Annotated in this window: 22 protein-coding genes; 9 read left to right on the top strand and 13 right to left on the bottom strand. The window is 41.5% G+C overall.

Features of this window, described 5'->3' with window-relative positions:
- Nucleotide 1: 1 nt before the first annotated feature.
- The gene (gene ftsH, locus L0P89_RS02560) at nt 2–2,017 is read right to left on the bottom strand and encodes an ATP-dependent zinc metalloprotease FtsH (protein WP_235266838.1); all 2,016 of its coding nucleotides are present in this window, start codon (nt 2,015–2,017) and stop codon (nt 2–4) included.
- Between the two features lie 4 nt (nt 2,018–2,021).
- A complete protein-coding gene (gene rsfS, locus L0P89_RS02555; RefSeq protein WP_235266837.1) occupies nt 2,022–2,399 on the bottom strand; it encodes a ribosome silencing factor in 378 nt (125 codons plus the stop codon).
- Nucleotides 2,400–2,494: 95 nt separating this feature from the next.
- Here rsfS and L0P89_RS02550 point away from each other — a divergent pair, with 95 nt between their 5' ends.
- Entirely contained in the window at nt 2,495–3,226 is a 732-nt protein-coding gene (locus L0P89_RS02550; RefSeq protein ID WP_235266836.1) for a biotin--[acetyl-CoA-carboxylase] ligase, read from the top strand.
- Here L0P89_RS02550 and L0P89_RS02545 read toward each other — a convergent pair.
- Both L0P89_RS02545 and pyrE read right to left on the bottom strand, forming a co-directional pair.
- Nucleotides 3,223–3,615, bottom strand: coding sequence for an SRPBCC family protein (locus L0P89_RS02545; protein WP_235266835.1), 393 nt, complete (start codon nt 3,613–3,615; stop codon nt 3,223–3,225). The two genes, L0P89_RS02550 and L0P89_RS02545, sit on opposite strands and share 4 nt — an antisense overlap.
- 3 nt (nt 3,616–3,618) lie before the next feature.
- Nucleotides 3,619–4,260, bottom strand: coding sequence for an orotate phosphoribosyltransferase (gene pyrE, locus L0P89_RS02540; protein WP_235266834.1), 642 nt, complete (start codon nt 4,258–4,260; stop codon nt 3,619–3,621).
- 7 nt (nt 4,261–4,267) lie between these two features.
- Between pyrE and L0P89_RS02535 the strand changes: the two genes are divergently transcribed.
- Nucleotides 4,268–4,858 carry an NUDIX hydrolase gene (locus L0P89_RS02535; protein WP_235266833.1) on the top strand — a complete coding sequence of 197 codons (591 nt, stop codon included), beginning with the start codon at nt 4,268–4,270 and terminating at the stop codon, nt 4,856–4,858.
- Between the two features lie 3 nt (nt 4,859–4,861).
- Here the strand turns inward: L0P89_RS02535 and L0P89_RS02530 are convergent, their stop codons facing one another.
- The 5 genes from L0P89_RS02530 to L0P89_RS02510 all read right to left on the bottom strand — a co-directional run bounded on the left by L0P89_RS02530 (nt 4,862) and on the right by L0P89_RS02510 (nt 10,570).
- Nucleotides 4,862–6,631 carry a M14 family metallopeptidase gene (locus tag L0P89_RS02530; RefSeq protein ID WP_235266832.1) on the bottom strand — a complete coding sequence of 590 codons (1,770 nt, stop codon included), beginning with the start codon at nt 6,629–6,631 and terminating at the stop codon, nt 4,862–4,864.
- 43 nt (nt 6,632–6,674) lie between these two features.
- On the bottom strand, nt 6,675–7,088 hold the full coding sequence (locus tag L0P89_RS02525; RefSeq protein ID WP_235266831.1) for a two-component system response regulator: 414 nt from the start codon (nt 7,086–7,088) through the stop codon (nt 6,675–6,677).
- Nucleotides 7,072–8,922, bottom strand: coding sequence for a PAS domain-containing protein (locus tag L0P89_RS02520; RefSeq protein ID WP_235266830.1), 1,851 nt, complete (start codon nt 8,920–8,922; stop codon nt 7,072–7,074). The genes L0P89_RS02525 and L0P89_RS02520 overlap by 17 nt, the downstream gene beginning before the upstream one ends.
- Before the next feature lie 172 nt (nt 8,923–9,094).
- Nucleotides 9,095–9,553: a pantetheine-phosphate adenylyltransferase gene (gene coaD, locus L0P89_RS02515; protein ID WP_235266829.1), complete on the bottom strand. Its 459-nt coding sequence runs from the start codon at nt 9,551–9,553 to the stop codon at nt 9,095–9,097.
- 36 nt (nt 9,554–9,589) lie between these two features.
- Nucleotides 9,590–10,570: a D-alanine--D-alanine ligase gene (locus L0P89_RS02510; protein ID WP_235266828.1), complete on the bottom strand. Its 981-nt coding sequence runs from the start codon at nt 10,568–10,570 to the stop codon at nt 9,590–9,592.
- Between the two features lie 74 nt (nt 10,571–10,644).
- On the opposite strand from L0P89_RS02510, the gene L0P89_RS02505 reads away from it, so the two are divergent.
- The 4 genes from L0P89_RS02505 (at nt 10,645) to L0P89_RS02490 (ending at nt 13,517) form a co-directional block, all read left to right on the top strand.
- Entirely contained in the window at nt 10,645–11,235 is a 591-nt protein-coding gene (locus L0P89_RS02505) for a PASTA domain-containing protein (protein ID WP_235266827.1), read from the top strand.
- Nucleotides 11,235–12,257, top strand: a complete 1,023-nt coding sequence (locus L0P89_RS02500) for an RluA family pseudouridine synthase (RefSeq protein ID WP_235266826.1) — start codon at nt 11,235–11,237, stop codon at nt 12,255–12,257. The genes L0P89_RS02505 and L0P89_RS02500 overlap by 1 nt, the downstream gene beginning before the upstream one ends.
- Nucleotides 12,258–12,350: 93 nt before the next feature.
- Nucleotides 12,351–13,112 (top strand): peroxide stress protein YaaA, encoded by a 762-nt coding sequence (yaaA, locus tag L0P89_RS02495; protein WP_235266825.1) that lies wholly within the window; start codon nt 12,351–12,353, stop codon nt 13,110–13,112.
- Between the two features lie 42 nt (nt 13,113–13,154).
- Entirely contained in the window at nt 13,155–13,517 is a 363-nt protein-coding gene (locus tag L0P89_RS02490) for a hypothetical protein (RefSeq protein WP_235266824.1), read from the top strand.
- On the opposite strand, the gene L0P89_RS02485 is transcribed toward L0P89_RS02490, so the two are convergent.
- Nucleotides 13,514–13,648, bottom strand: a complete 135-nt coding sequence (locus L0P89_RS02485) for a 30S ribosomal protein THX (protein WP_235266823.1) — start codon at nt 13,646–13,648, stop codon at nt 13,514–13,516. The genes L0P89_RS02490 and L0P89_RS02485 overlap by 4 nt on opposite strands.
- Before the next feature lie 126 nt (nt 13,649–13,774).
- Between L0P89_RS02485 and L0P89_RS02480 the strand changes: the two genes are divergently transcribed.
- Together L0P89_RS02480 and L0P89_RS02475 are read left to right on the top strand one after the other, a co-directional pair.
- Nucleotides 13,775–14,434, top strand: coding sequence for a uracil-DNA glycosylase family protein (locus L0P89_RS02480; protein WP_235266822.1), 660 nt, complete (start codon nt 13,775–13,777; stop codon nt 14,432–14,434).
- 139 nt (nt 14,435–14,573) lie between these two features.
- Nucleotides 14,574–17,129 carry a phosphoenolpyruvate carboxylase gene (locus L0P89_RS02475; protein ID WP_235266821.1) on the top strand — a complete coding sequence of 852 codons (2,556 nt, stop codon included), beginning with the start codon at nt 14,574–14,576 and terminating at the stop codon, nt 17,127–17,129.
- A gap of 86 nt (nt 17,130–17,215) precedes the next feature.
- Here L0P89_RS02475 and L0P89_RS02470 read toward each other — a convergent pair whose 3' ends face one another.
- Nucleotides 17,216–17,794, bottom strand: coding sequence for a DUF6563 family protein (locus tag L0P89_RS02470; RefSeq protein WP_235266820.1), 579 nt, complete (start codon nt 17,792–17,794; stop codon nt 17,216–17,218).
- An 82-nt stretch (nt 17,795–17,876) separates the two neighbouring features.
- On the bottom strand, nt 17,877–19,388 hold the full coding sequence (locus L0P89_RS02465; RefSeq protein WP_235266819.1) for a M20/M25/M40 family metallo-hydrolase: 1,512 nt from the start codon (nt 19,386–19,388) through the stop codon (nt 17,877–17,879).
- A 90-nt stretch (nt 19,389–19,478) separates the two neighbouring features.
- Between L0P89_RS02465 and L0P89_RS02460 the strand changes: the two genes are divergently transcribed.
- Nucleotides 19,479–21,242, top strand: a complete 1,764-nt coding sequence (locus L0P89_RS02460) for a RagB/SusD family nutrient uptake outer membrane protein (RefSeq protein ID WP_235266818.1) — start codon at nt 19,479–19,481, stop codon at nt 21,240–21,242.
- Nucleotides 21,243–21,255: 13 nt separating this feature from the next.
- Here the strand turns inward: L0P89_RS02460 and trpA are convergent, their stop codons facing one another.
- Entirely contained in the window at nt 21,256–22,017 is a 762-nt protein-coding gene (gene trpA / locus L0P89_RS02455; protein WP_235266817.1) for a tryptophan synthase subunit alpha, read from the bottom strand.
- Nucleotides 22,018–22,053: the final 36 nt, after the last annotated feature.

The following is a 22,053-nucleotide window of genomic DNA, read 5'->3' as shown; positions in this document are numbered from 1 at the left end:
GTTACTCTTCTACTTTGCTTTGGGTTTTGCCCGTTTCGTTTTCAGTAGCTTTCGGATTGGTTTCGTATCCATTAACAGCAGTCGGTTGTGATTCATCTTCTTTTTCAAAGGGCCGCTTGCCAAAGATTTTCTCGAGGTCATCTTTGAAGATTACTTCTTTGTCAAGAAGTCTATCGGCCAATTCGGTCAGTTTGTCTTTGTTCTCTTCAAGCAACTTGATGGCCCGCTGATATTGTTTCTCTATGATTTTTGATATTTCCTCATCTATTTTCTGGGCGGTCTCTTCACTATAGGGTTTTGTGAAGCCATATTCGTTTTGCCCAGATGAATCATAGTAGGTGATATTGCCCAGTTGATCGTTCAATCCATAAATAGTGACCATGGCCCGTGCTTGTTTTGTTACCTTTTCGAGATCGCTTAGGGCGCCGGTCGAAATCTTGCCAAAGACTACCTTTTCAGCTGCCCTGCCACCCATAGTGGCACACATTTCATCAAGCATTTGTTCAGGGCGCACGATCAGCCGTTCTTCTGGAAGGTACCATGCCGCCCCCAAAGATTGGCCCCTTGGCACTATGGTCACTTTGACCAACGGTGCGGCATGCTCCAACATCCAACTGACGGTAGCATGGCCTGCTTCGTGATAGGCAATGGTCTTCTTCTCTTCTGGGGTGATGATCTTGTTCTTTTTCTCAAGACCGCCCACAATTCTGTCAACGGCATCCAAAAAATCTTGTTTGGTAACCGCTTTTTTCTCTTTTCTTGCCGCAATCAGCGCTGCTTCATTACAGACATTGGCAATGTCGGCTCCTGAAAACCCTGGGGTTTGCTTGGCCAAAAAGTCTAAATCGAGTGTTTCGGCCGTTTTGATGGGCCTTAAGTGTACTTCAAAAATTTCTTTGCGCTCACGTAGGTCAGGAAGGTCAACATATATCTGTCGGTCAAATCTACCGGCACGCATTAATGCTTTGTCCAATACATCGGCACGGTTGGTGGCCGCCAATACGATTACGTTGGTATTGGTGCCAAAACCATCCATTTCGGTCAATAATTGGTTTAGCGTATTCTCGCGTTCATCATTAGATCCAGTGAAATTGTTCTTGCCCCTGGCCCGGCCGATGGCATCAATTTCATCGATGAAGATTATCGAAGGTGATTTGTCCTTGGCTTGTTTGAAGAGATCACGTACCCTAGAAGCACCGACGCCCACGAACATTTCTACAAAATCAGAGCCTGAAAGTGAAAAGAAGGGAACTTTGGCCTCACCTGCAACGGCCTTGGCCAAAAGGGTCTTTCCTGTACCAGGGGGGCCTACCAATAAAGCCCCTTTCGGAATTTTACCCCCAAGCGAGGTATACTTATCAGGATTTTTAAGAAACTCGACGATCTCTTGAACCTCTTCTTTGGCACCTTCAAGACCTGCAACATCCTTAAAGGAGGTTCGGGTATCGGTTTTTTCATCAAAAAGCTTGGCCCGAGACTTTCCTATGTTGAAAATTTGCCCGCCAGCACCACCTCCGGCACCACTCGACATCCTCCTCATCAAATATATCCATATGCCTATAATGAGGGCAAAGGGCAATAATGACAATATCAAATCGCCCAATATGTTCGATTCGGTATCAAAATCGACTATGGTGTCAAGGTTGTTCTCTTTTTTGATTTCATTGATATCGTTCTCAAAGTTCTGTAGATCACCATAGTCAAGAACATATTGTGGAACAGCCGCTGTTGAGGGCAATAAAGGCTTATCGGCCACATCTTTGTGTACATCTTTCTGCAGTGCTTCTTCGGTCAAGAAGACTTTGGCCTGACCGGCATTGCGAATGATGACAATCTTTGCAATATCGCCATTGCGAAGATATTCTTGAAGTTCTGAAGTGGTCGTTTTTTTAGTGGTCGAGAAAGTACTGCCACCAAAAAATTGAAAGCCCAGAACAAGAGCAATGATTACCCCATAGATCCACCATGAGCTGAATCTGGGTTTTTTGGGTGTATTTTGATTGTTTTCTTTTGACATTTCGCTATTGATTATAACTGCTCTCGACCACGGTTACTTTTGCATCGCCCCAAAGACCTTCGATATCATAGAACTCCCTAATATGTCTTTGAAATACATGTACCACTACATTTACATAGTCCATCAATACCCATTCGGCGTTTTCAGCGCCTTCAATGTGCCAAGGTTTATCTTTTGATGATTTGCTTACGGTTTTTTGAATAGACGAAACGATGGCGTTAACGTGTGTGTTTGAAGTACCGTTACAGATTATAAAGTAGTCGCAAACAGTGTTTTCAATTTCCCTAAGATCAAGTAGATTTATATCAAGTCCCTTTACTTCTTCTATTCCATGTAAAATTAAGGCAATGAGCTCATCTGCACTAGCTTTCTTTTTCTGCATTCAATAATTTTAGTTTCCACAAAGTTATGCTTTTTTTGCTTTCTTAGTCTTAGGATTTAACATATCATTCGATACCTCAAACACCTCGAGAACACATGCAGATAATCAAACTTGATGCCACCGACTCAACTAGCTTGTACCTTAAGGATCTTGTAACGCAAAAAAAGCTTCAAGATTTTACCGTGGTTATTGCCGAAAATCAGCAAAGGGGTAGGGGCCAAATGGGCTCTTTTTGGCAATCAGAAGCTGGTAAGAATCTGACTTTCAGCATGTTGAAAATTTTCGATAAACAGCTTGCCCAAAACAACTTCACTATCAATATGGTGGTGTCATTGGCGATTTTTGATACGTTACAGGAACTTTCGGTTCCCGATCTTGCAGTGAAATGGCCTAACGACATTCTGTCAGGTCAGGCGAAAATCTGTGGTGTTTTGATCGAAAACATCTTGAAAGGCGGCATGACAGAATACTCTATAATCGGTGTAGGGCTCAATAGCAACCAAACTGAATTTGATGGTCTTCCGAAGGCATCGTCCCTCAAAAGAATAACGGGAATCAGTTATGATTTGCATGAGTTGCTCCACTTATTGCTCAAAAATTTATCCCTGCGTTTTAAATGGATGGATACCATATCAAACCAAGGGATACGTAAATCTTACGAGGCCGTTTTGTTCAGAAAAGATAAGCCTTCGACTTTTGCCGATGCTTACAATCGTCAATTTGTGGGTATCATTAGGGGCGTTTCGGCAGATGGGAAACTACAGGTCGAGATTGAAGACTTGCGGATACAAGAATTTGCACTCAAAGAAGTGAGTTTGCTATACTAGATTTTTTGCAGGTTTTCAGATAGGGTGTTCATGAGGTTGGTGATGGGCCCCTTGATCATCATAGCCATCATAGCATTGAATTCACCTGAAAAACTAAGGACGATCTCACTATTTTGGTCGTCAACGGAAAGAATATCAGCGGTCAACGTGAATGGAAGCTTGTCGCTGGCAGCCCCCAACACCACTTTGTCATGAGGCTGTTTCTCTTTCATACGAAGTACGATTTCGGGCATCCCCTTAAGGGCAAACTTAAAGGTGTCATGGTCGATGACCTCGAATTTATCTATGTTTTCTGGCATCAACGATTCAAAATTCTTGACCTCTACCAGAAATTCAAATACCTCTTGATTACTTTTTTCAATTGTTTTTTTTGGTACTTCGATATGCATATGCTAAGGTTTCCATTGCGCAGGATCTGTTCTCCATTGCAATAAAGTTAGTAGTTGTTCTTCTTTGATGTAGTTGGCTTCAGAGGCACTGTTTATCAAATTGTCGTAATCGGACAAGGTATGCAATTGAACTTTGTCTTTTTTGAAGTTTTCTGTGGCCTGATCAAAACCATACGTGAAAATCGCCACCATACCCTTGACATCCACATTAGCTTCTTTAAGTGCCCTGACGGCATTTAGACTACTGTTGCCGGTACTTATGAGATCTTCGATCACCACAACCCTTTGATTAGCTTCTAAATGGCCTTCGATCTGGTTTTGACGACCATGCGATTTAGGTGTTGGCCTTACATAGACAAAGGGTAGGTTCAGGGCCTCTGCGACCAGTACGCCAATTCCGATGGCCCCTGTGGCTACCCCCGCAATGACATCAGGTTTACCATATAGGGATTCGACCTGTTTTGCCATCTCGTCACGCACATAATTTCGTATTAGAGGATAGGAAAGAATGACACGATTGTCACAATAGATTGGAGATTTCCAGCCCGAAGCCCAAGTAAACGGATTTTCGGGTCTCAACTTAATTGCATTAATTTGTAGCAAAAGTTCGGCCGTTTTTGTAGCGCTGTGCTTGTCTAAAACCATTGCGCAAATGTATAAAGTTTTTGTCAATGAATTTCCTTTGATATTGACAACCAAAAAGCCCCACAACGCTAATGGAATTCTTTTCGAAATGGATGCGGATTCTATTCTGAAAGCCATCGAATCCCTATCAAAGAAGAAAATAAAAGAAGCCTATATCTACGACCCCAGCGATACCATTTTAGAGCATTTCAGTGCCAAAATACCCATGGTACTTGCCGCAGGTGGAGTGGTGAAAAACAAAAAAGGCAAGATTCTCTTTATATACCGAAACAATAAATGGGATTTGCCCAAAGGAAAACTTGACAAGGGCGAGTCTATCGAAAACGCTGCGGTAAGGGAGGTAGAAGAAGAGACCGGGGTAAAAAATCTGGTCGTCGATAAATACCTGCACACGACCTATCACATCTTCAAACACAACGGCAACTTTAGGTTAAAGCAGACCTACTGGTTTGCCATGCGCACCGATTTTGAAGGTAAGCTTAAAGCGGAAAAAGCAGAAGGTATCACCAAGGCAAAATGGAAAGGCCCCAAAAAAACAAAAAAAGCGCTCAAAAACTCTTATCAGAATATCAGGGAGCTTTTTGAAAGCGGCATCTGACCATTACCGGATAAAAAAATCGGAAGCCCTACTGTCTTTGGGTACCCGATAAACGGGATATCTCAAATGCGCCCGCTCATAGTGGGGAGAACGCTTATAAATCCAGTCAAGCTGGGCATACCAATCTTTGGCAAAGGTGGTGTCATTTATCTTTTTCGTTAAGAAGAGGGTTCGTAATCTTTCATCCTTTTTGAGCAAAGCAAGGGCCAAATCTTCAAAGACATAAGGAGAAAAACCTTCTTTTTGCTGCAAAATGGCATCAAAAAAGTTCCAGTTGAAAAAAGAATCAGGGGCTTGGGGTTCAAGGGTTTCCATTAGATAGCGTAATCCAGTTTGGTTGGTTGGTACCACATAATCACCTTTGTTGAAAACCACTTTTTGTAAACTTGAACCAACCTTGGTACTATAATGGGGGTAGTGTCCCTCATAGGCATAGGTAAGTGTCTTGTAGTCTTCGATTCGGTATGTTTCCACTTCCAAAACCGTGTCCTTTTCCAATTCAAAATATTCGATTTGGTTCCAATCCAGTCTATCGATGATTTCTTTCCATGGTTTTTTGATGATGTACGCGAACGGAACCACAACAGTATCAGCGGGCACATAATAATTTTGGTATTCGACCTTTTTTACAAAAGGCCTATTTCGGTCATATTTTAGACGATCCATTCCCGTGATTTCGCTTATCAGCGTATCTGCCCCATATCCTTTAAAATCCAATATTGAGGACTTTGTCGTATCGATTTTCCAATTTAGATGGTAATGCTCGACATCTTCGACTTTTGTTGCCATCTCGTTTCGAAGTTTTTTGATTTCTTCATGATCGGCATCCACAATTTGTAACATGCTTTTCATCAATTCATAGGTGCCTTTGACCCTTTTTTCATAGGGTTTCAGCATGTGGGTCTCCACCATCATGCCAAGGGTATTCCAAAGAGAGGTGTAACCTGTCGAATATCGGGGAGTATCCAAAAATTGACTGAAACCTGATTCAGGGACTCTGTTGAAAACATTGACGTAAGGGGTAATATCCCAATTTTTGTCTGCTAATTTATTTTCAAGTCCGGGCACCAATACCTCATGTAGATATGTGCGCAGAGCTCCACCCATTTTATTGTGCTGCGTGAACAGATGGGTCAGGGTATATTGGTAATCAGCCCCATTGCTTACATGGTTGTCGATAAATACATCAGGTTTGACCAAATGAAATATTTCTGTGAAGGTCTTTGCATTTTTTGTGTCTACCTTGATAAAATCACGGTTGAGGTCATAATTGCGTGCATTTCCACGAAAACCATAAGATTCTGGACCATTTTGGTTGACCCTTGAGGTCGAATTTCGATTCAGCGCCCCGCCCACATTGTAGATGGGGATGGTAACTACCACCACATTTTCTGGACTTTCAATTTTGTCAATGGCCAAATCTCTGAACAAAAGCATCGTTGCATCAATACCGTCGCTTTCACCAGGATGAATACCATTGTTTATGAGCACGGCAACTTTTTTCTGACCTACCTTTTGAAAGTTGAAATCACTATCGACATTGTATGTCACCATGTGCAGCGGGTGGCCACTATCGGTTTCACCGATATTCTGTACATTGATTTCGGGAAAATCTTTTGCCAATTCGATGTAAAAATCAATGGTCTCTTGATAGGTAGCGGTCTCAAGGCTATCAGAAGTCTCGAAAGGGGTAATGTATTCGTGAACGGTATCTTCTGGTTTTTTCTGACAGCCTATCAGCACAAAAATTACGAGAATGCTGACATACTTCATCTTACAGCTGTTTGATAAAGTATAAAAATAGGCAATAAAATGGCTATGAGGCCATGTCGATATGATCGATGTCCTGTTCCTCTATTTTGAAAACAGGCTTATTCTTATAGTCTATGAAGTGATGGGTGGTCTGTTTGTAGCGCAGCCATTTTTCGTAATCAACGGGATCGATGGAAGAGGTTATGATATTGATTCTAATTTTCTTAGAAACCTCCAATTTCAAGAATTCGTCTAAAAATCCCCAACCGTCCATTATGGGCATATTGATATCCAAGAAAATAACATCGGGCAATTTCTTGTTCGAATCCCATCGCTTTATGAAATCATCCAATGCCTCTTTTCCATTATTGAAGGTTGTAATGTCATTACATTCGACCACTATGCCCAACATCTTTGAAATACCAAAAACGGTTATGGGATCATCATCAACGATATAGATACTATCGATTTTCTTCATTCTTGAAATAAACATTAAAGGTTGTGCCCTTGTTCAATTTACTGCTTGCCTTTATACTGCCCCCCATGGCCTCAACTTGGTTTTTTGTGATGTACAGGCCCATTCCCCGTGAATCTTCGTTGTTATGAAAGGTCTTGTACATGCCAAACAGCTTTTCACCATTTTTGGCCATGTCAATGCCCATTCCGTTGTCTTCAATTGAAAAAATGGTAAAGCCCCCTTTGTTAAATGCCCTAAAGTGTATAATGGGGTCTCTTTCTGGATGCCTATATTTTACCGCATTGGTAATGAGGTTCAATAAGATACTCTCAAGGTAGGCCGGCACAGACCAAACAGAGAACGTATCAGGAATTTCATTCACAATCACTACCCTGTGCTCATCTAGCAAAGCGGAAAGGTTTTGTTGAATTTTTGTCAATTTTTTGTTCAGGTTTAGTGATTTTCGTTCAACATTGACATTGGTATTGATGCTGACAACCTCGTTCAGATCTTCTAGTGTTCTCATAAGATTGTCAGAAGCATGCGTCAACATATTCATAATTCGCTTTTTTTCTTTCGCATCTTTTTCCTTTACCAGAAAATTCAACAGCATCGAAAAATTCGCAGTATGAGACCTTAGGTTGTGCGATACGATATGGGCAAAGCTTATCAGTTTTTTATTCTGTATCGCGGTGACGTTGATGAGGTTTCTCAGTTCATTTTCCTTTTCCTTCAATTGAGTGATGTCCATGCTCAGTCCAATGACGCCGTTGGCATTGCCGTCCATGTCTAAAAGAGGAATTTTTGAAGTAAGAAAAGTGGTTGACGTGCCATCTTTTTTGACACTTATGGTTTCTTTGCCAATAATCGGTGTCAGGGTTTTCATTACCTCGACATCTTCGTCCCTGGAAATTCTGGCGATAGACTTACCGTATAGTTCGAAATCGCTTTTTCCAATAAGTTCTTTTTTGTCCCTTACCCCCAAATACTCGCATTCTGACTGGTTCACAAGAATTTTTCTTGATTCTTTGTCTTTTACATAGACGTTCATGGGCAGACTGTCGAGCAAGGTATTGAGCAACTTCTGATTTTCCTTGGTCTTTATCTCAGATTTGACTTGTTCATCTATGTCTTGAAAAGTACCGACAAGACGTATGAATTTGCCTTCTTTTGAAACGACTTTTCCTGCTGCCAAAACCCATTTCTCATTGTTCTTGGCGGTAACTATCTGTAATTTTTCACTAAAGGGGGTGCCATCTGCTATAGCTTTGTGCACCAACATTGAGATGGTATTTCTACTATGGCCCTGTTTATAAAAATCGATGCCGGTTTCAATAGAGGGCACAAAGTCTTCGGGTACCTCATGTATTTTTTTGGTCATCTGGCACCAGCTTAACTTCTTGGTAATGAGATTGAACTCCCAGTTACCTACCTTGGCGATTTCTGATTGTGATTGCAGTAATGATTGCAAACGTTCGATTTCAAGTTGGTCGCCATACGATTCACTTATATCATCTACCTGCATAATGGTACCGATGATGTTTTCGTGTTCATCATACCAAGGAAGATGCATCCACTCGAACCACTTTTCAAATCCGTCATTGTTGACAAAACTGGTCAGGCCTTTTTGGTGATATCCGAGAAGGCTTTCGTTTAAACTTTTCAACCAATCTTCATCAGCATGTTCAAGAAGCTCGTAAATGTTTTTGCCAAACACATTCTTTTTTGTGAGACCAAAGGCTTCTATCCAATTGTCAGAGGCATGAACAAGCTCTAAATCGATGTTTAGATAAGCTGTCGCACTGGGCAATTGTTTGATTAGATAACTACTGGTAAAAGACTTTGTGCTTTTCAATTACTAGGAATTTTCTTACTAATCTATAATTATATGGACTACGAGAGGTGTTTAATGTTGTGAATCACCCTAAAATTGTGGTATTATTGGATTTTTGCGACTTTTTGGCCATAAAAATCTGTCAGAAAATGCAAGTCAGAAGAACTGGAAAACCTAGAAGTACATGAAGAGTTTACCGCTTTGTTACTACTGTATGGGGCACCAATCCGGTATAATCGCCCCCATTGCGTATGACATCGCGAACAATCGATGAACTGATATATGACTTACCTGACGAAGTGAGCAAGAAAACTGTTTCTATCTCTGAAAGTTTGCGGTTGGTATGGGCAATTGCCTTTTCAAATTCAAAGTCAGCCGGATTTCGTAAACCCCGCAAAATAAAATCGGCCTCTACCTTTTTACAAAAATCTACCGTCAGCCCTTCGTAGGTCATCACCTTGATAAAAGCCTCATCGGCAAACGCGTCTTCAATGAATTTTTTACGCTCATCGAGAGAGAACATATACTTTTTGTCAGTATTGATCCCAATGGCAATAATGAGCTCATCGAATAGGGTGATGCCGCGCTTTATAATGTCATAGTGCCCTAGCGTTATTGGATCGAATGACCCTGGAAAAATGGCTCTTCTCATAAAACGTTTTAGGTTTTTTTAAAGATACTGATAAATCTATTGTTTCAAGACTTCCTCTATACTGCTCTCAAAGAGTTCTGTCAGCGAGATACCGGCTTCATTCGCCTGTTTGGGCAATATGCTCTCTTCGGTAAGACCTGGAGTGGTGTTGACCTCAAGTAAATATGGTTCGTCATCGACAAAGATGTACTCACTGCGTGAAAATCCATTCAATTTTAATAGCTCATACACCTTCTTGGCAATGGCCATGACCTTAAGCTCTTTCTGTTTTGATATTCTGGCCGGGGTGATTTCTTGCGACTTGCCTTCATATTTGGCAGCAAAATCAAAGAAGTCGTTTTCACTTACGATTTCGGTAATGGGCAGTACCGTGACTTGCCCATTGTAGGTAATGACCCCGACCGATACCTCAACGCCATCCAAGAAAGTTTCAATAATGATTTCATCATCTTCCTCAAAAGCTTTTTTAATGGCTTCGTGCAAATCTTCTTTTTTGTAAACCTTTGAGATACCATAGCTGCTTCCTGCCTTATTTGCCTTCACAAAACAAGGTAGGCCGACCCTTTTGACAATGGCATTTTCATCAATGGCATCACCCAAATCAAGCAAGTACGAAGCGGCACATTTGATACCGTGTGGTTTCAAGGTACTCAAAAGATCGCGCTTGTTGAAGGTCAATGCGGCCTGGTAGTGATTGCACGATGTTTGTGGAATGCCCAACAGTTCAAAATAGGCCTGCATTAAACCATCTTCTCCAGGGGTACCGTGAATGGCATTGAAGACACAATCGAAATGTATTTTTGCACCAGCGGGAGCTATGCTAAAATCGGATTTATCGACCGGGTATTCGTTTTCAGCCTCATCAAGGTAGACCCACTTTTCTTTGGTTATGACAAGGCGGAACGTATTGTATTTTTCTGCATCAAGATGTTTGAACACCACATTTCCGCTTTTTATCGAAATGTTGTATTCGCTTGAATAGCCACCCATAATGATGGCGATGTTCTTTTTTTTCATTCCCCAAATATCACACGGCCAAAGTAAAGAAAAAAGCACTGTTTTTCTATATTTGTTCGAACAATACCGAATTGATGAGGCATTTTTTTGAGTTTTTACGAAGCCGTATTTTTTTGATTCAGATAGGGTTGGCGTTGGCAGTCTTGGTGGCGCTTTGCTTCTTGGTGCTCAGTTGGCTCAAGAGCACGACCCATCATGGCGAATTCGTTGAGGTACCTGATTTCTCAAAAATGTCGGTAATGGAGATGCGCAAGGTCGCGGAAGGGGCCGGACTTCGTTATGAAGTGCTCGACTCTACAAATTATGATCCTGACTACCCTCGTTTTTCCATTTTAGAGCAAGACCCGCCAGCGGGCAATAAGGTAAAGGTAAATCGTAAGATTTATTTCACGGTCAATCCTTCTGGGTACAAGAAAGTTACGATACCCAATGTAATTCAAGTGACCCAACGCAATGCCAAATCGATGCTCAGGGCCGTGGGTCTTGATGTACAGCGCGTAACCTATATCGATGAACTTGGCAAAGACATGGTGTACAACATGAAGCATAAGGGCAAATATGTAAAACCGGGTGACAAGCTTCCCAAAACATCAAAGATTGAACTGATATGTGGTAATGGCAATATACCTGAAAGTGCCCGCATTCAAGCTGAATCTAATGAATAATGGATTCAGGCAACGAAGAAACCACTCAAGAAGAGCTTTTTGAACACTACAAGTTTGTGGCGGCTAAAGGCCAAGAACCGTTGCGGGTCGATAAATTTTTAATGAATTTTATCGAAAATGCCACTAGAAACAAAATCCAACAGGCCGCAAAGCAGGGACAAATATGGGTGAACGGCGCAACGGTCAAGCAAAACTATAAAGTAAAGTCGGGCGATGAGGTCAAGGTGATGTTCGAGCACCCACCCTATGAGTTTTTGTTGACTGCAGAAGACATTCCCCTTGATGTTGTTTATGAAGATGGTTTTTTACTGGTGGTCAACAAACCAGCTGGCATGGTCGTGCATCCTGGGCACGGCAACTATTCAGGTACTTTGATCAATGCCCTTGTGCACCATTTTGAGAATCTGCCGAAGAATAGCAATGATCGTCCTGGATTGGTACACCGAATCGATAAAGATACTTCTGGGCTATTGGTAATTGCAAAGACCGAGACAGCGATGACCCATCTTGCCAATCAGTTTTTTGAAAAGACCAGTGAAAGGGAATATGTGGCACTTGTTTGGGGAAATGTTGAAGAGAATGAAGGCACCATTGAGGGCAATATCGGTCGTAATCCGAAAAATCGTTTACAGATGATGGTCTTTCCTGATGATGGGCAGGGCAAAGAGGCCGTTACCCACTATAAAGTAATTGAACGATTTGGTTATGTGACATTGGTATCGTGTAAATTGGAAACTGGCCGTACCCACCAAATTCGAGTACATATGAAGCATATCGGGCATACCCTTTTTAATGATGAACGCTATGGTGGAGACAAAATCTTAAAGGGTACAACATTTACCAAGTATAAACAGTTCGTTGAGAATGCTTTTAAGATACTGCCAAGACAAGCATTGCATGCCAAAACACTGGGATTTCAGCATCCTGAAACAGGAAAATTTCTTCGCTTTGATTCAGAAATGCCAAAAGACATGACAGCTTGTAGAGAAAAGTGGCGCAATTATGCCAAGCATAACTCATAAATCAATTTTTTTGATGTCAATATTGAAAACACTTTTGAGCTGTGCTCGGCAAAAAAGATTATCATCACTATTTTTGAAAAAAATTGAGCACTCATGAAAATTGTCATCTCCCCGGCAAAATCACTTGATTTTGAAACACAATTGCCCACCTCAAGATATACCCAGCCAAGGTTTTTGGAACAGTCAGAAAAGCTGAACAAATTGCTGGCGAAAAAGAAACCTAGGGCACTTTCAAAATTGATGTCTATCTCTGATAATTTGGCAACGCTGAACTGGCAGCGCAATCAAGACTTTTCACTGCCCTTTACCCCCGATAATGCACGACCTGCCATGTATGCTTTTAACGGTGACGTGTACCAAGGTTTGGATGCCCTCACAATTTCTGAAGACCAATTGGACAGATTGCAAGACACGTTAAGAATTTTATCGGGGCTATATGGTATGCTCAAACCTCTTGATTTGATTCAACCCTATCGTCTCGAAATGGGCACTCAGCTAAAAGTAGGTAGAAAAAAGAACCTTTATGAATTCTGGCAAAAACAACTCACCGACCACCTTAATGAAGAACTTGAAGATGGTGAACTTTTCATCAATCTTGCCAGTAACGAATATTTCGGAGCCATTGATGAGAAGAAGTTGAAAGTGCCCGTTATTACGCCCATTTTTAAGGACTGGAAAAATGACAAATTAAAAGTGATCAGTTTTTTCGCCAAAAAGGCAAGAGGTTCGATGGTACGGTATGTGCTCGATACCAATGCAGAGACCTTGGAAGACCTTAAGGGGTTCGATTATGATGACTATGTCTTTAGCAAAGAACACACCCTAAAAGAGCACCAGCCCGTTTTTATTCGATAGAATATTTTCAGTGTTTCAACGTTCTGTTTAGAAACAGCTTTGATGAAGAAAATCATTTTGTCGTTATGCTTGGTAGGCATTGCTGCCCTATTGGCCTGTGAAGACCGTGATGACAACCTTGCAGGTGCCAATGTGCGTATCCAGAATTTAAGCGAGTTGAACTTTTCCTTAGTTCAGGTACGCAATGATAGTATGGTGTACGAAAACATACCTTCGGGAGGTTTTTCTGAGTACTTGGAATATGAAGTGGCCTATCGTCAAGATGCGCTTACCATTGAGACCGATTCAATGCAGTTGAATTTTATGCCTGATTCATTATCAGAGCCCTTGCCCTTAGGGTTGTACACCTATCAAATCGATGTTACGGACGATGGTGGTGTCGAACTCACATTTAAGGTAGATTAACCCTTTTTTGCCTTATCGACCGCGACTTTTTCCTCGACCGAAGTACGTTTTTTGATTTTTTTCTTTCGTCTGGCACCGTACGATTTATTGGCAATTTTGCCCCTTCTTGTTTTGATGTCTCCTTTTCCCATGAAAATTGTTTTTTGTCATTCCCATTCCCGATGGCCATCGGGAGGTGAGGATCTCAAGACTAATTTTCCCTTAAAATAAGAAAATCAAAGAGCCGTTCAAAATTTGGGTTTGGCTACCTTTGGTATATGTTTTTGCATCAACATCCGTATTCCCCTTTTCTTTTCGAGGGAGTGGAAAAACTTATTGTGGGCACTTTGCCGCCCCCTCGGTTTTCAACAGGTGATTTGAAGCAGGGTGATGTTGATTTCTGCTACGGTAGCCGAGATGGACAACTTTGGGCCATTCTTGACCGCATTTTCGATCTCAAACTCAAATTTGAAACCACTTCGGAAGCCGTACAACAAAGAAAACGTTTCCTGAAATCTGAAAAAATAGGCATTTGTGATATTGTTGAGAGTGCAAAACGAGAAAAGATTGATGCTTCAGATTTGGGTATGCAGCAAGTGATATTGCGTGATATGTTTGGCTATTTAAGAAAGTTTCCCACGGTTCATACTTTGTTGTTCACTGGGGGAAACAGTAAAAACGGCCCAGAATATTTTTTCAGAAAACTGTGCCGCGAATATTCCGTTTTTTTAGAGGTGGTCAATGATGAAGTGCCGCGTATTTATCAATTTGAGCATCCTGAAACAAAAAAAACGATCAAAACGGTCTCATTGACCGCTCCTTCAGGTTCGGCGAACAGGGCGGTGGGCAGTCTTGCCTCCTACAAAATGATGAAAAAAGAGAATCCCGATTTCAACACGGTCGATTTCAGGATCTGGCAATACAGCGATTTCTTCTGAAAATGTACTGGGCTGTTAGTTTTGCCCACTCCAACCTTTATATTGTGATGTACATAAAATAAATGCAAACATTTGCGTTTTATGACGATCTTTGACCTTGGCGAAAAAGAATACACAATAATCAAAAGCCTCGATTTCGATGAGCAATACGAACCAGTCAGAGCGTTTGGAGGAATTCAAAAAATCGGTCACCAATATATTCAAGATATACAACAGCCTTTTTTTGAGCATTCCGTATACCGATTTGGAGAATGTGGGTATGTTGGTGCCCTTGCTCTTTGATCAATGTGATAAGGGGCTGAAAGCAGGTAAAGACCCACAAGAGATTTTAGAGAACTTTTTTATGGGTTTTGCCGAGATACCCGATGAACGGGCACAAATCGATTTTATGTTCAGAATTATACAATATGTTGAACGTCAAGTGGTGCTCTATGACAGTGTTGAAGATGTGGCGTTTCCAAAATTGCAGAAGTATTCTGAATCACTGCCCATCAAAGATTATTTTGAACTGGTCGATGAACACAAGAACTGGGACAAGATCGCAAAAAAATTGGCCACTTTTAGTGCACGTATTGTATTGACGGCCCACCCGACCCAATTTTATACACCTGCCGTACTCGATATCATCAACGAGCTCCGGAGCCTGATCGATGAAAACCGTATCGATGATATCGATATGACATTGCAGCAATTGGGACTCACCTCATTGGTCAATTCAAAGAAACCCACTCCGCTCGAAGAAGCCAAGAACATCATACATATCTTGCGGTATACCTACTATGATGCGGTGGGATCACTTTTTAAATATGTAAAGCACAATATCAGGGATGCCGATTTCAATAACTACGACATTATCAAGTTGGGGTTTTGGCCTGGAGGCGACCGCGATGGCAACCCCTATGTTACGGCAGAGACGACCAATCAAGTGGCCGATGAACTTCGGTTGACATTGATGAAATGTTATTACAATGATCTGAAACAATTAAGAAAGAAATTGACCTTTAAAGGTTTGCAGCAACCTCTCAATTTGCTTAGCGGCAAGCTCTATCGGGCCATGTTTCAAGAAAATTTTGTCTTGGGCTATGACGAGATCGTTGAACGGCTTTCTGAGATACGCGAACTATTGGTCAACGATTACCATTCACTCTATCTGCACGAACTCGATGATTTGATCGACCGTGTCCATATATTCAAAACACATTTTGCCACGTTGGATATTCGACAAGACCACCGAAAACATAAAGCGGTGATCGAGGCCATTTTGAAAAAAGAAGGCATCGTAAAAGAATCTGTTGACGAGCTGAAAGAGGGAGAATTGGTAAAATGGTTGCTGCAGAAAGATCTGAAGGTACGGGCGGGCGATTTCAGCGATGACATAGTCAAAGACACTATTGAGAATATCTCACAACTGAAAGAAATTCAGTCAAAAAACGGTGAAGCAGGTTGCAACCGTTACATTATTAGTAATTCAGAGGATATTTTCTCGGTGCTGTTTGTCTTCGGATTGTTTCGCTGGTGCGGATGGAAAACAGAAGAAATTACCTTTGACATTGTACCGCTTTTTGAGACCATGAAAGGTATGGATGCTTCAGAATCGGTTATGCAGACCTTATTTGATCTACCGATTTATCGAAAGCATCTCGAACAAAGAAACGATGTTCATACCATCATGTTGGGCTTCTCTGACGGCACCAAAGATGGGGGTTACCTGAAGGCCAATTGGTCAATTTTGAAGACAAAGGAAACGCTCAGTAAAGTATGCAAGAAAAATGGGATCAACGCCGTTTTCTTTGATGGTAGGGGAGGGCCACCTGCACGGGGCGGCGGCAAGACCCACCGTTTTTATGCCGCACAGACCAAAGATGTGGCCAACCATGAAATTCAGCTTACCATTCAAGGGCAGACGATTACCAGTACCTATGGTACCAAAGAGCAGTTCATGCACAATGCAGAGCAATTGCTGACTGCTGGTCTGAGCAACAATCTGTTCGGCAAAGAACACGTTATTTCAGCTGCACAACAAAAGCTTATCGAAGAACTTTCAGAGCTGAGTTTTGAAAAATATGAGGCGTTGAAGCAACATGAAAAATTTATACCCTATTTAGAGCAACGGAGCACCCTTAAATACTACACAAAAGCAAATATCGGCAGTAGACCGGGCAAGCGGGGCAATACAAACCAACTGACACTTTCTGATCTGCGCGCCATTTCTTTTGTGGGCTCTTGGAGCCAGTTAAAGCAGAACGTACCGGGATATTTCGGTTTGGGCACTGCCATCAAGAAATTTAAGGATGAGGACAAAATGAACGAGGTGAAAAAACTATATAGGGAAGTCCCTTTTTTTCGTGCGCTCATGAGCAACAGTATGATGTCGCTGGCCAAGACCAATTTCGATTTGACCAGTTATATGGAAGATGATGCGGTATTTGGTGAATTTTGGACGATACTCAAGGATGAATATGAGCTGTCGAAAAACATGTTGCTACAGATTTCTGGACACAAAGTATTAATGGAAGATGAAGAAGTCTCAAGAGAGTCGGTCAAGATTCGCGAGAAGATCGTGTTACCTCTTTTGGTCATTCAACAGAACGCATTGTACCATATTACCCAAAATTCAGAATATAGGGAGTTATATGAAAAAATCGTGACCCGCTCGTTGTACGGAAACATCAATGCCAGTAGAAATTCGGCATAAGAAAAATAATAGACTCTATAAGGCGGGGCTTATATTTTATATTGAAACTATTTCATTTTGTTTTTCACTAATACAAATTTGCTGCCTTATTCAAATAAGGCATTAAGTTTGTCAACATATGTCAGAAGAAGGGCGTTATTATCATCGATAGTCCCACTTTTTTCTTCACGATAAGAATTTAGAAGAGATATGCTGTGCTGGGCCAAAAGTCTTTCCAGACCATATTCGTTAAGGTAGGTAAGTTCATTTTGTTCGGTATCAATAAGGTATGGAAATCTTAATTGAGCCAGTTTTGCTCCCTGAATACCTCCTCCTATTCCTCCAAACGACTTCCAAAAAGTAGATGTTTCAGATTCTTGGATCTGATAATCGAACAAATTTTGCTCTTGTGAAATTCCACCTACAAAAAAAAGAAATCGTCCTTTTTTTAAAACCGGTGAATACCAACTTTGGACTTTCATTTTATGGCAATTGAGATAAAGAGTATCCCCATTGGAATAAGCCGTGATTTTCTTTTTTATATCCTTTCTTGAAACAGACTTATTTTTTGATACCAAGCGATAGTCGTTTCCGCCAGACATTTTAATTTCTCCCAATGTTCTTTTTTCAACAATTAGGTCAGCATCTAGAGAAGGGTTTTTTTCCAAAACTTCCTCTAGCGTCATATATGCTCCTTTGGGATAAGTCTGTGAGCGTATGGAACGGCATGAAAACAAAATAAACGAGAGAAATGAAAAGAAAAATAGCTTATTCGCCATTTCTAATTTTTTCTGATGATAAGATTGAGTAAAATACCTGAATCCCATAGGCCAACTGCCCGATCCTCAGGTTTTCATTAGGGCTGTGCTGGTTGTTGTCAGGGTTTACCATAGGAACCAAAAATGCGGGTAGCTGCAACTCATTGATAAAAGGTGCTATGGGCACGGTACCGCCCATAATGCGAATACGTACCACCTCTTCGCTAAAAGTGTTTTTCATAACATCGTGCAGAAAGTTGCCATATTGATCGTTCAGATCGGTTCGAAAGGCATCGGTAACACTCCCTTCTTCAACGGTAACGATTTTATCATATCGCATGCGCTCATCTTTTGAGGGAACATGGTCGAGCACTTGGTAGCCTTGTTCGGTAATGTGGTTTTTTAGGAGTCGTTTCAATCGATTGCCGTCGGTTTCAGGTACCAACCGAAGATCAAGCTCGGCAGTGGCACTTTCAGGAACAATGGTACGTCGATTGGGGCCTATCCATCCAGAACCAAGGCCCCGAATGTTCAAAGAGGGGTATTGCAGGGCTTCTTGGTAAAAGCTTCCTACTTTCTCGGCAGTTTTGAACTGTAATGTCGATGCTATGGCCTGGTCGTTGTCGGGCACGCTTTGTAGAATGGTTTTCGTTTCTTCATCCAAAGCGATTCCATCATAATACCCCGCTATCGTCACACGGCCTTCAGCATCTTTCATAGTGGCCAACAGCTGGGCCAATTGAAACCCGGGATTTGGGGCATAGTTGCCATAATGTCCGCTATGTTGGGGCTTGATGGGGCCATAAGTGGTAAGGGTCATGGTGGTAATGCCGCGACAGCCATAAGCAATGGTCGGTTTGCCCGAAGCATGTACCGGACCGTCAGCGATCAACAAAAAATCAGCTTCTAACAGTTCGCGGTATTGTTTTACGGCATTGGGCAATGGCTTGCTGCTTTTTTCTTCTTCCCCGTCTAAAATGAGCTTGATGTTGAAGGGTATTTCCTTTCCATCCTTTTTTAACAGGTCAAAGGCGTTCAAGAACATGATAATGGGGCCTTTATCGTCAGAGGTCGAACGGCCGAACAACCGCCAATCGTAGTTGATATCATCGCCCAATTCATCGAACGAAACGGTTTCAAAACCGTCACTAACAGGTTTTTTCAGCACTACCTGATACGGATTCGGTTGTTGCCATTTACTGGGTTCTACCGATTGCCCATCGAAGTGCATATAGATCAAAACCGTGGTCTTTGTATCATCCATCGGTAGCGAGGCGAAGAAGAGTGGTAGGTTTTCAGTATCTAAAACCGCTGTGTTGAAGCCCCTTTGCTCAAACTGTTTCTTGAGCCAGAAGATGTTGTCGTCTATATCATCGGGGTTCAATGCATCATTGGGTATGGCGATAAACTCACGTAAATCTTGAATGGCTTGGGCCACTTGTGATTTCAGGGCAGTCGAATCTTGTGAATAACCAGAAAATAATATGAAAGAAAAGACAAATAAGGCAATATAATTTCTCATTTTTGGTTTCTTATTGGCTTAAGCCTGCTAATTTAAGATTATTTGAATGTTGACTGTTCAAATTGATTTTTCTGAAAAATAAAGATACGCATGACTAGATCTTTTACGGTAATTGTCTTTATAGTTTTTTTTCTAATTGTTGGTTGTAGTTCAGATGAATCAGAACAAAATGTCTCTGCCGGAACCTTAGTGGTCAATGTAAGTACATCTGATGGGACTCCCGAACCTAATGCTCTTGTAGTACTTGTGCCTGGAAATAGTTCGAACCTTACAAATGCCGAAGGTATTGCAAGGTTTACCGATCTTGCCATCGGCACTTATCAAGTAACGGTTGAAGTATCAATAGACTCCGATTCTTATGTAGAGGGCTTAATTTATGAATTCAACGGAATTACTATCACTGAAAATGATACGGAAATATTGAGCGTTGAGGTTATAGATCCCATTCGACCAATTGAAGAAATAGACCCTGATGTTGATTTGCTGTTAGCTGATACGTACAAGAAGTTAAAAGATAAGTTCATGTTCGATTTGGGAGGGTATTCTTTATACTGGGGCGATATTGGAGCAGATATAGCTTACATTGGCAATACAGCTTCATCGGCATTGCTGTCTTTGGACAGATACGATATTTCGCCATCGAACACCATTATAAACAACGTGTGGGCGCTGCACTATCAGGTTATACGCAATACGAACATTGCCATTGAAGCCATAGAAAACTCAGAATATGTTTCCCAGTCGGGAAAAGAAGAGAATGTAATCTTGGGTGAATTCAGATTTTTGAGGGCACTCGGTTATTTCAATTTAATCAAACTATATGGCAATCCGGTTCTGGTGACTTCCACTGACTTTGATGCACCCTTGACCCAGAATCGAACGGGGGTCAAAGAATTGATAGAACAAGACCTAAAATATGCAGAAGATAATTTGGAAACGTACCAATCTTCTAAAATTGCCTCTGAACAGGCAGCTCAATCCCTACTGGGAAAATTCTATCTCTATTCAGCTGGTTTTCCTGATTTTGATACCGGTAAATATAACCTCGCTGCCCAACAGTTTGAAAAAGTATTGAATGTGTTTTCTTTGGAGGAAGACTACTTGGATATTTTTGATGAAAACAATGAGCCTGCCAATACCGAGGTCATTTTCAGTATTGATTTTGACAGTTCTCAAGAGAATGGTGGCGGAAATATTGGTGTTTTTTGGGGGCCATTGGGTTATGCCCAGCAAGATTATCTGCTATTGGATCCAAAATTCATAAGACAGTATTTCAATGACGAAAATGACTATCAAAACCCAATTACATTTCCATTGAATATCGAAGATGAACGTTTTTATGGCAACATAGCTTCCTATACGGTTCAGGGGGGAACGACTATGGATGCCACAGATGTTACGGATTGGAGACCCTTGAAATACATCACTGATTTATCCACGGTTCCTCAGGCAGGAGCCTCGTCGGTAGATTTTCCCTATTTGAGATATGCAGATGTGCTCTTGATGTTGGCAGAGGTCGAAAACGCCTTGAACGGACCTACGGCCAGAGCGTATGACCTGGTCAATCAAGTAATCGATCGTTCTGATTCTTCCGGTGTTTCCCGACTTCCCCAAGGATTGAATCAATCAGATTTTCTTCTAGAGCTATTTGAGCAACGTAGAAAAGAACTTTGCTTTGAAGGCATTTATAAAGATGATTTGATAAGGAATGAATTGCTTTCGGAAGTTATTGAAGATTTTAATCTCAGAAATCCCGAGTTTCCAAAGCAATTTGAATCTCATGAATACATCTGGCCAATACCTCGTAGTGAGACTGACCTAAATCCGAACATTGTTCAAAATCCGGGTTATTGAAAAGGTAAAAAGTTTACCGAATCTTTTTTATAAAATCATCGATTTTTGAAACCCCGTTTTGTGTCAAATGTTTGATAAAAGCTGAACCGATAATAGCCCCTTTGGCCTTTTCGGTGGCAGTTAGAAAGGTTTCCGCATTGCTGATACCAAACCCAACGATTTGGGGGTTTGCAAGCGTCAAGGAAGCAATTCGCTCAAAATAGGCCCTTTGCTCCTCGCCAAAACCTTCTTTGGCCCCCGTGGTGCTGGCAGAGCTGACCATATAGATAAAGCCGTCAGATGCAGCGTCAATTTTTTTGATGCGTTCATCACTTGTCTGTGGAGTGATGAGAAACACATTGATCAACCCATATTTCTTGAAGATGTGTTCGTACTCTTCTTGATAGACGTCAAATGGAAGGTCGGGAAGAATGAGCCCATCAATACCTATTTCAGCACATTTTTTACAAAAGGCTTCTACTCCGTATTGTAACACAGGGTTGAAATAACCCATAATGATCAAAGGCATGGTTACCGTCTTACGAATGCCCATGAGTTGTTCGAACAAGATTTCAGTGGTCATGCCATTTTTGAGGGCCCAGGTCGAACTTTCTTGAATGGTCGGGCCATCGGCCAGGGGATCGCTGAATGGCAGTCCGATTTCAACGATGTCGACACCGCTTTTCTCCAGTTCTTGAATGATGGGTACGGTATTCTCTAATTTTGGATAACCTGCCGTGAAGTAGATCGACAGCAGCTTTCCAGCATCTTGGAGTTTCGTTTTTATTCTGTTCATTAATTTATTTTTTGGTCGTTCCCGCCTTCGCGGAAA

The organism is Muricauda sp. SCSIO 65647 (genome assembly GCF_021534965.1).
Lineage (GTDB): Bacteria > Bacteroidota > Bacteroidia > Flavobacteriales > Flavobacteriaceae > Flagellimonas_A.
The sequence above is the reverse complement of the archived record's forward strand: the minus strand, read 5'-3'. Positions and strand labels throughout refer to the sequence as shown.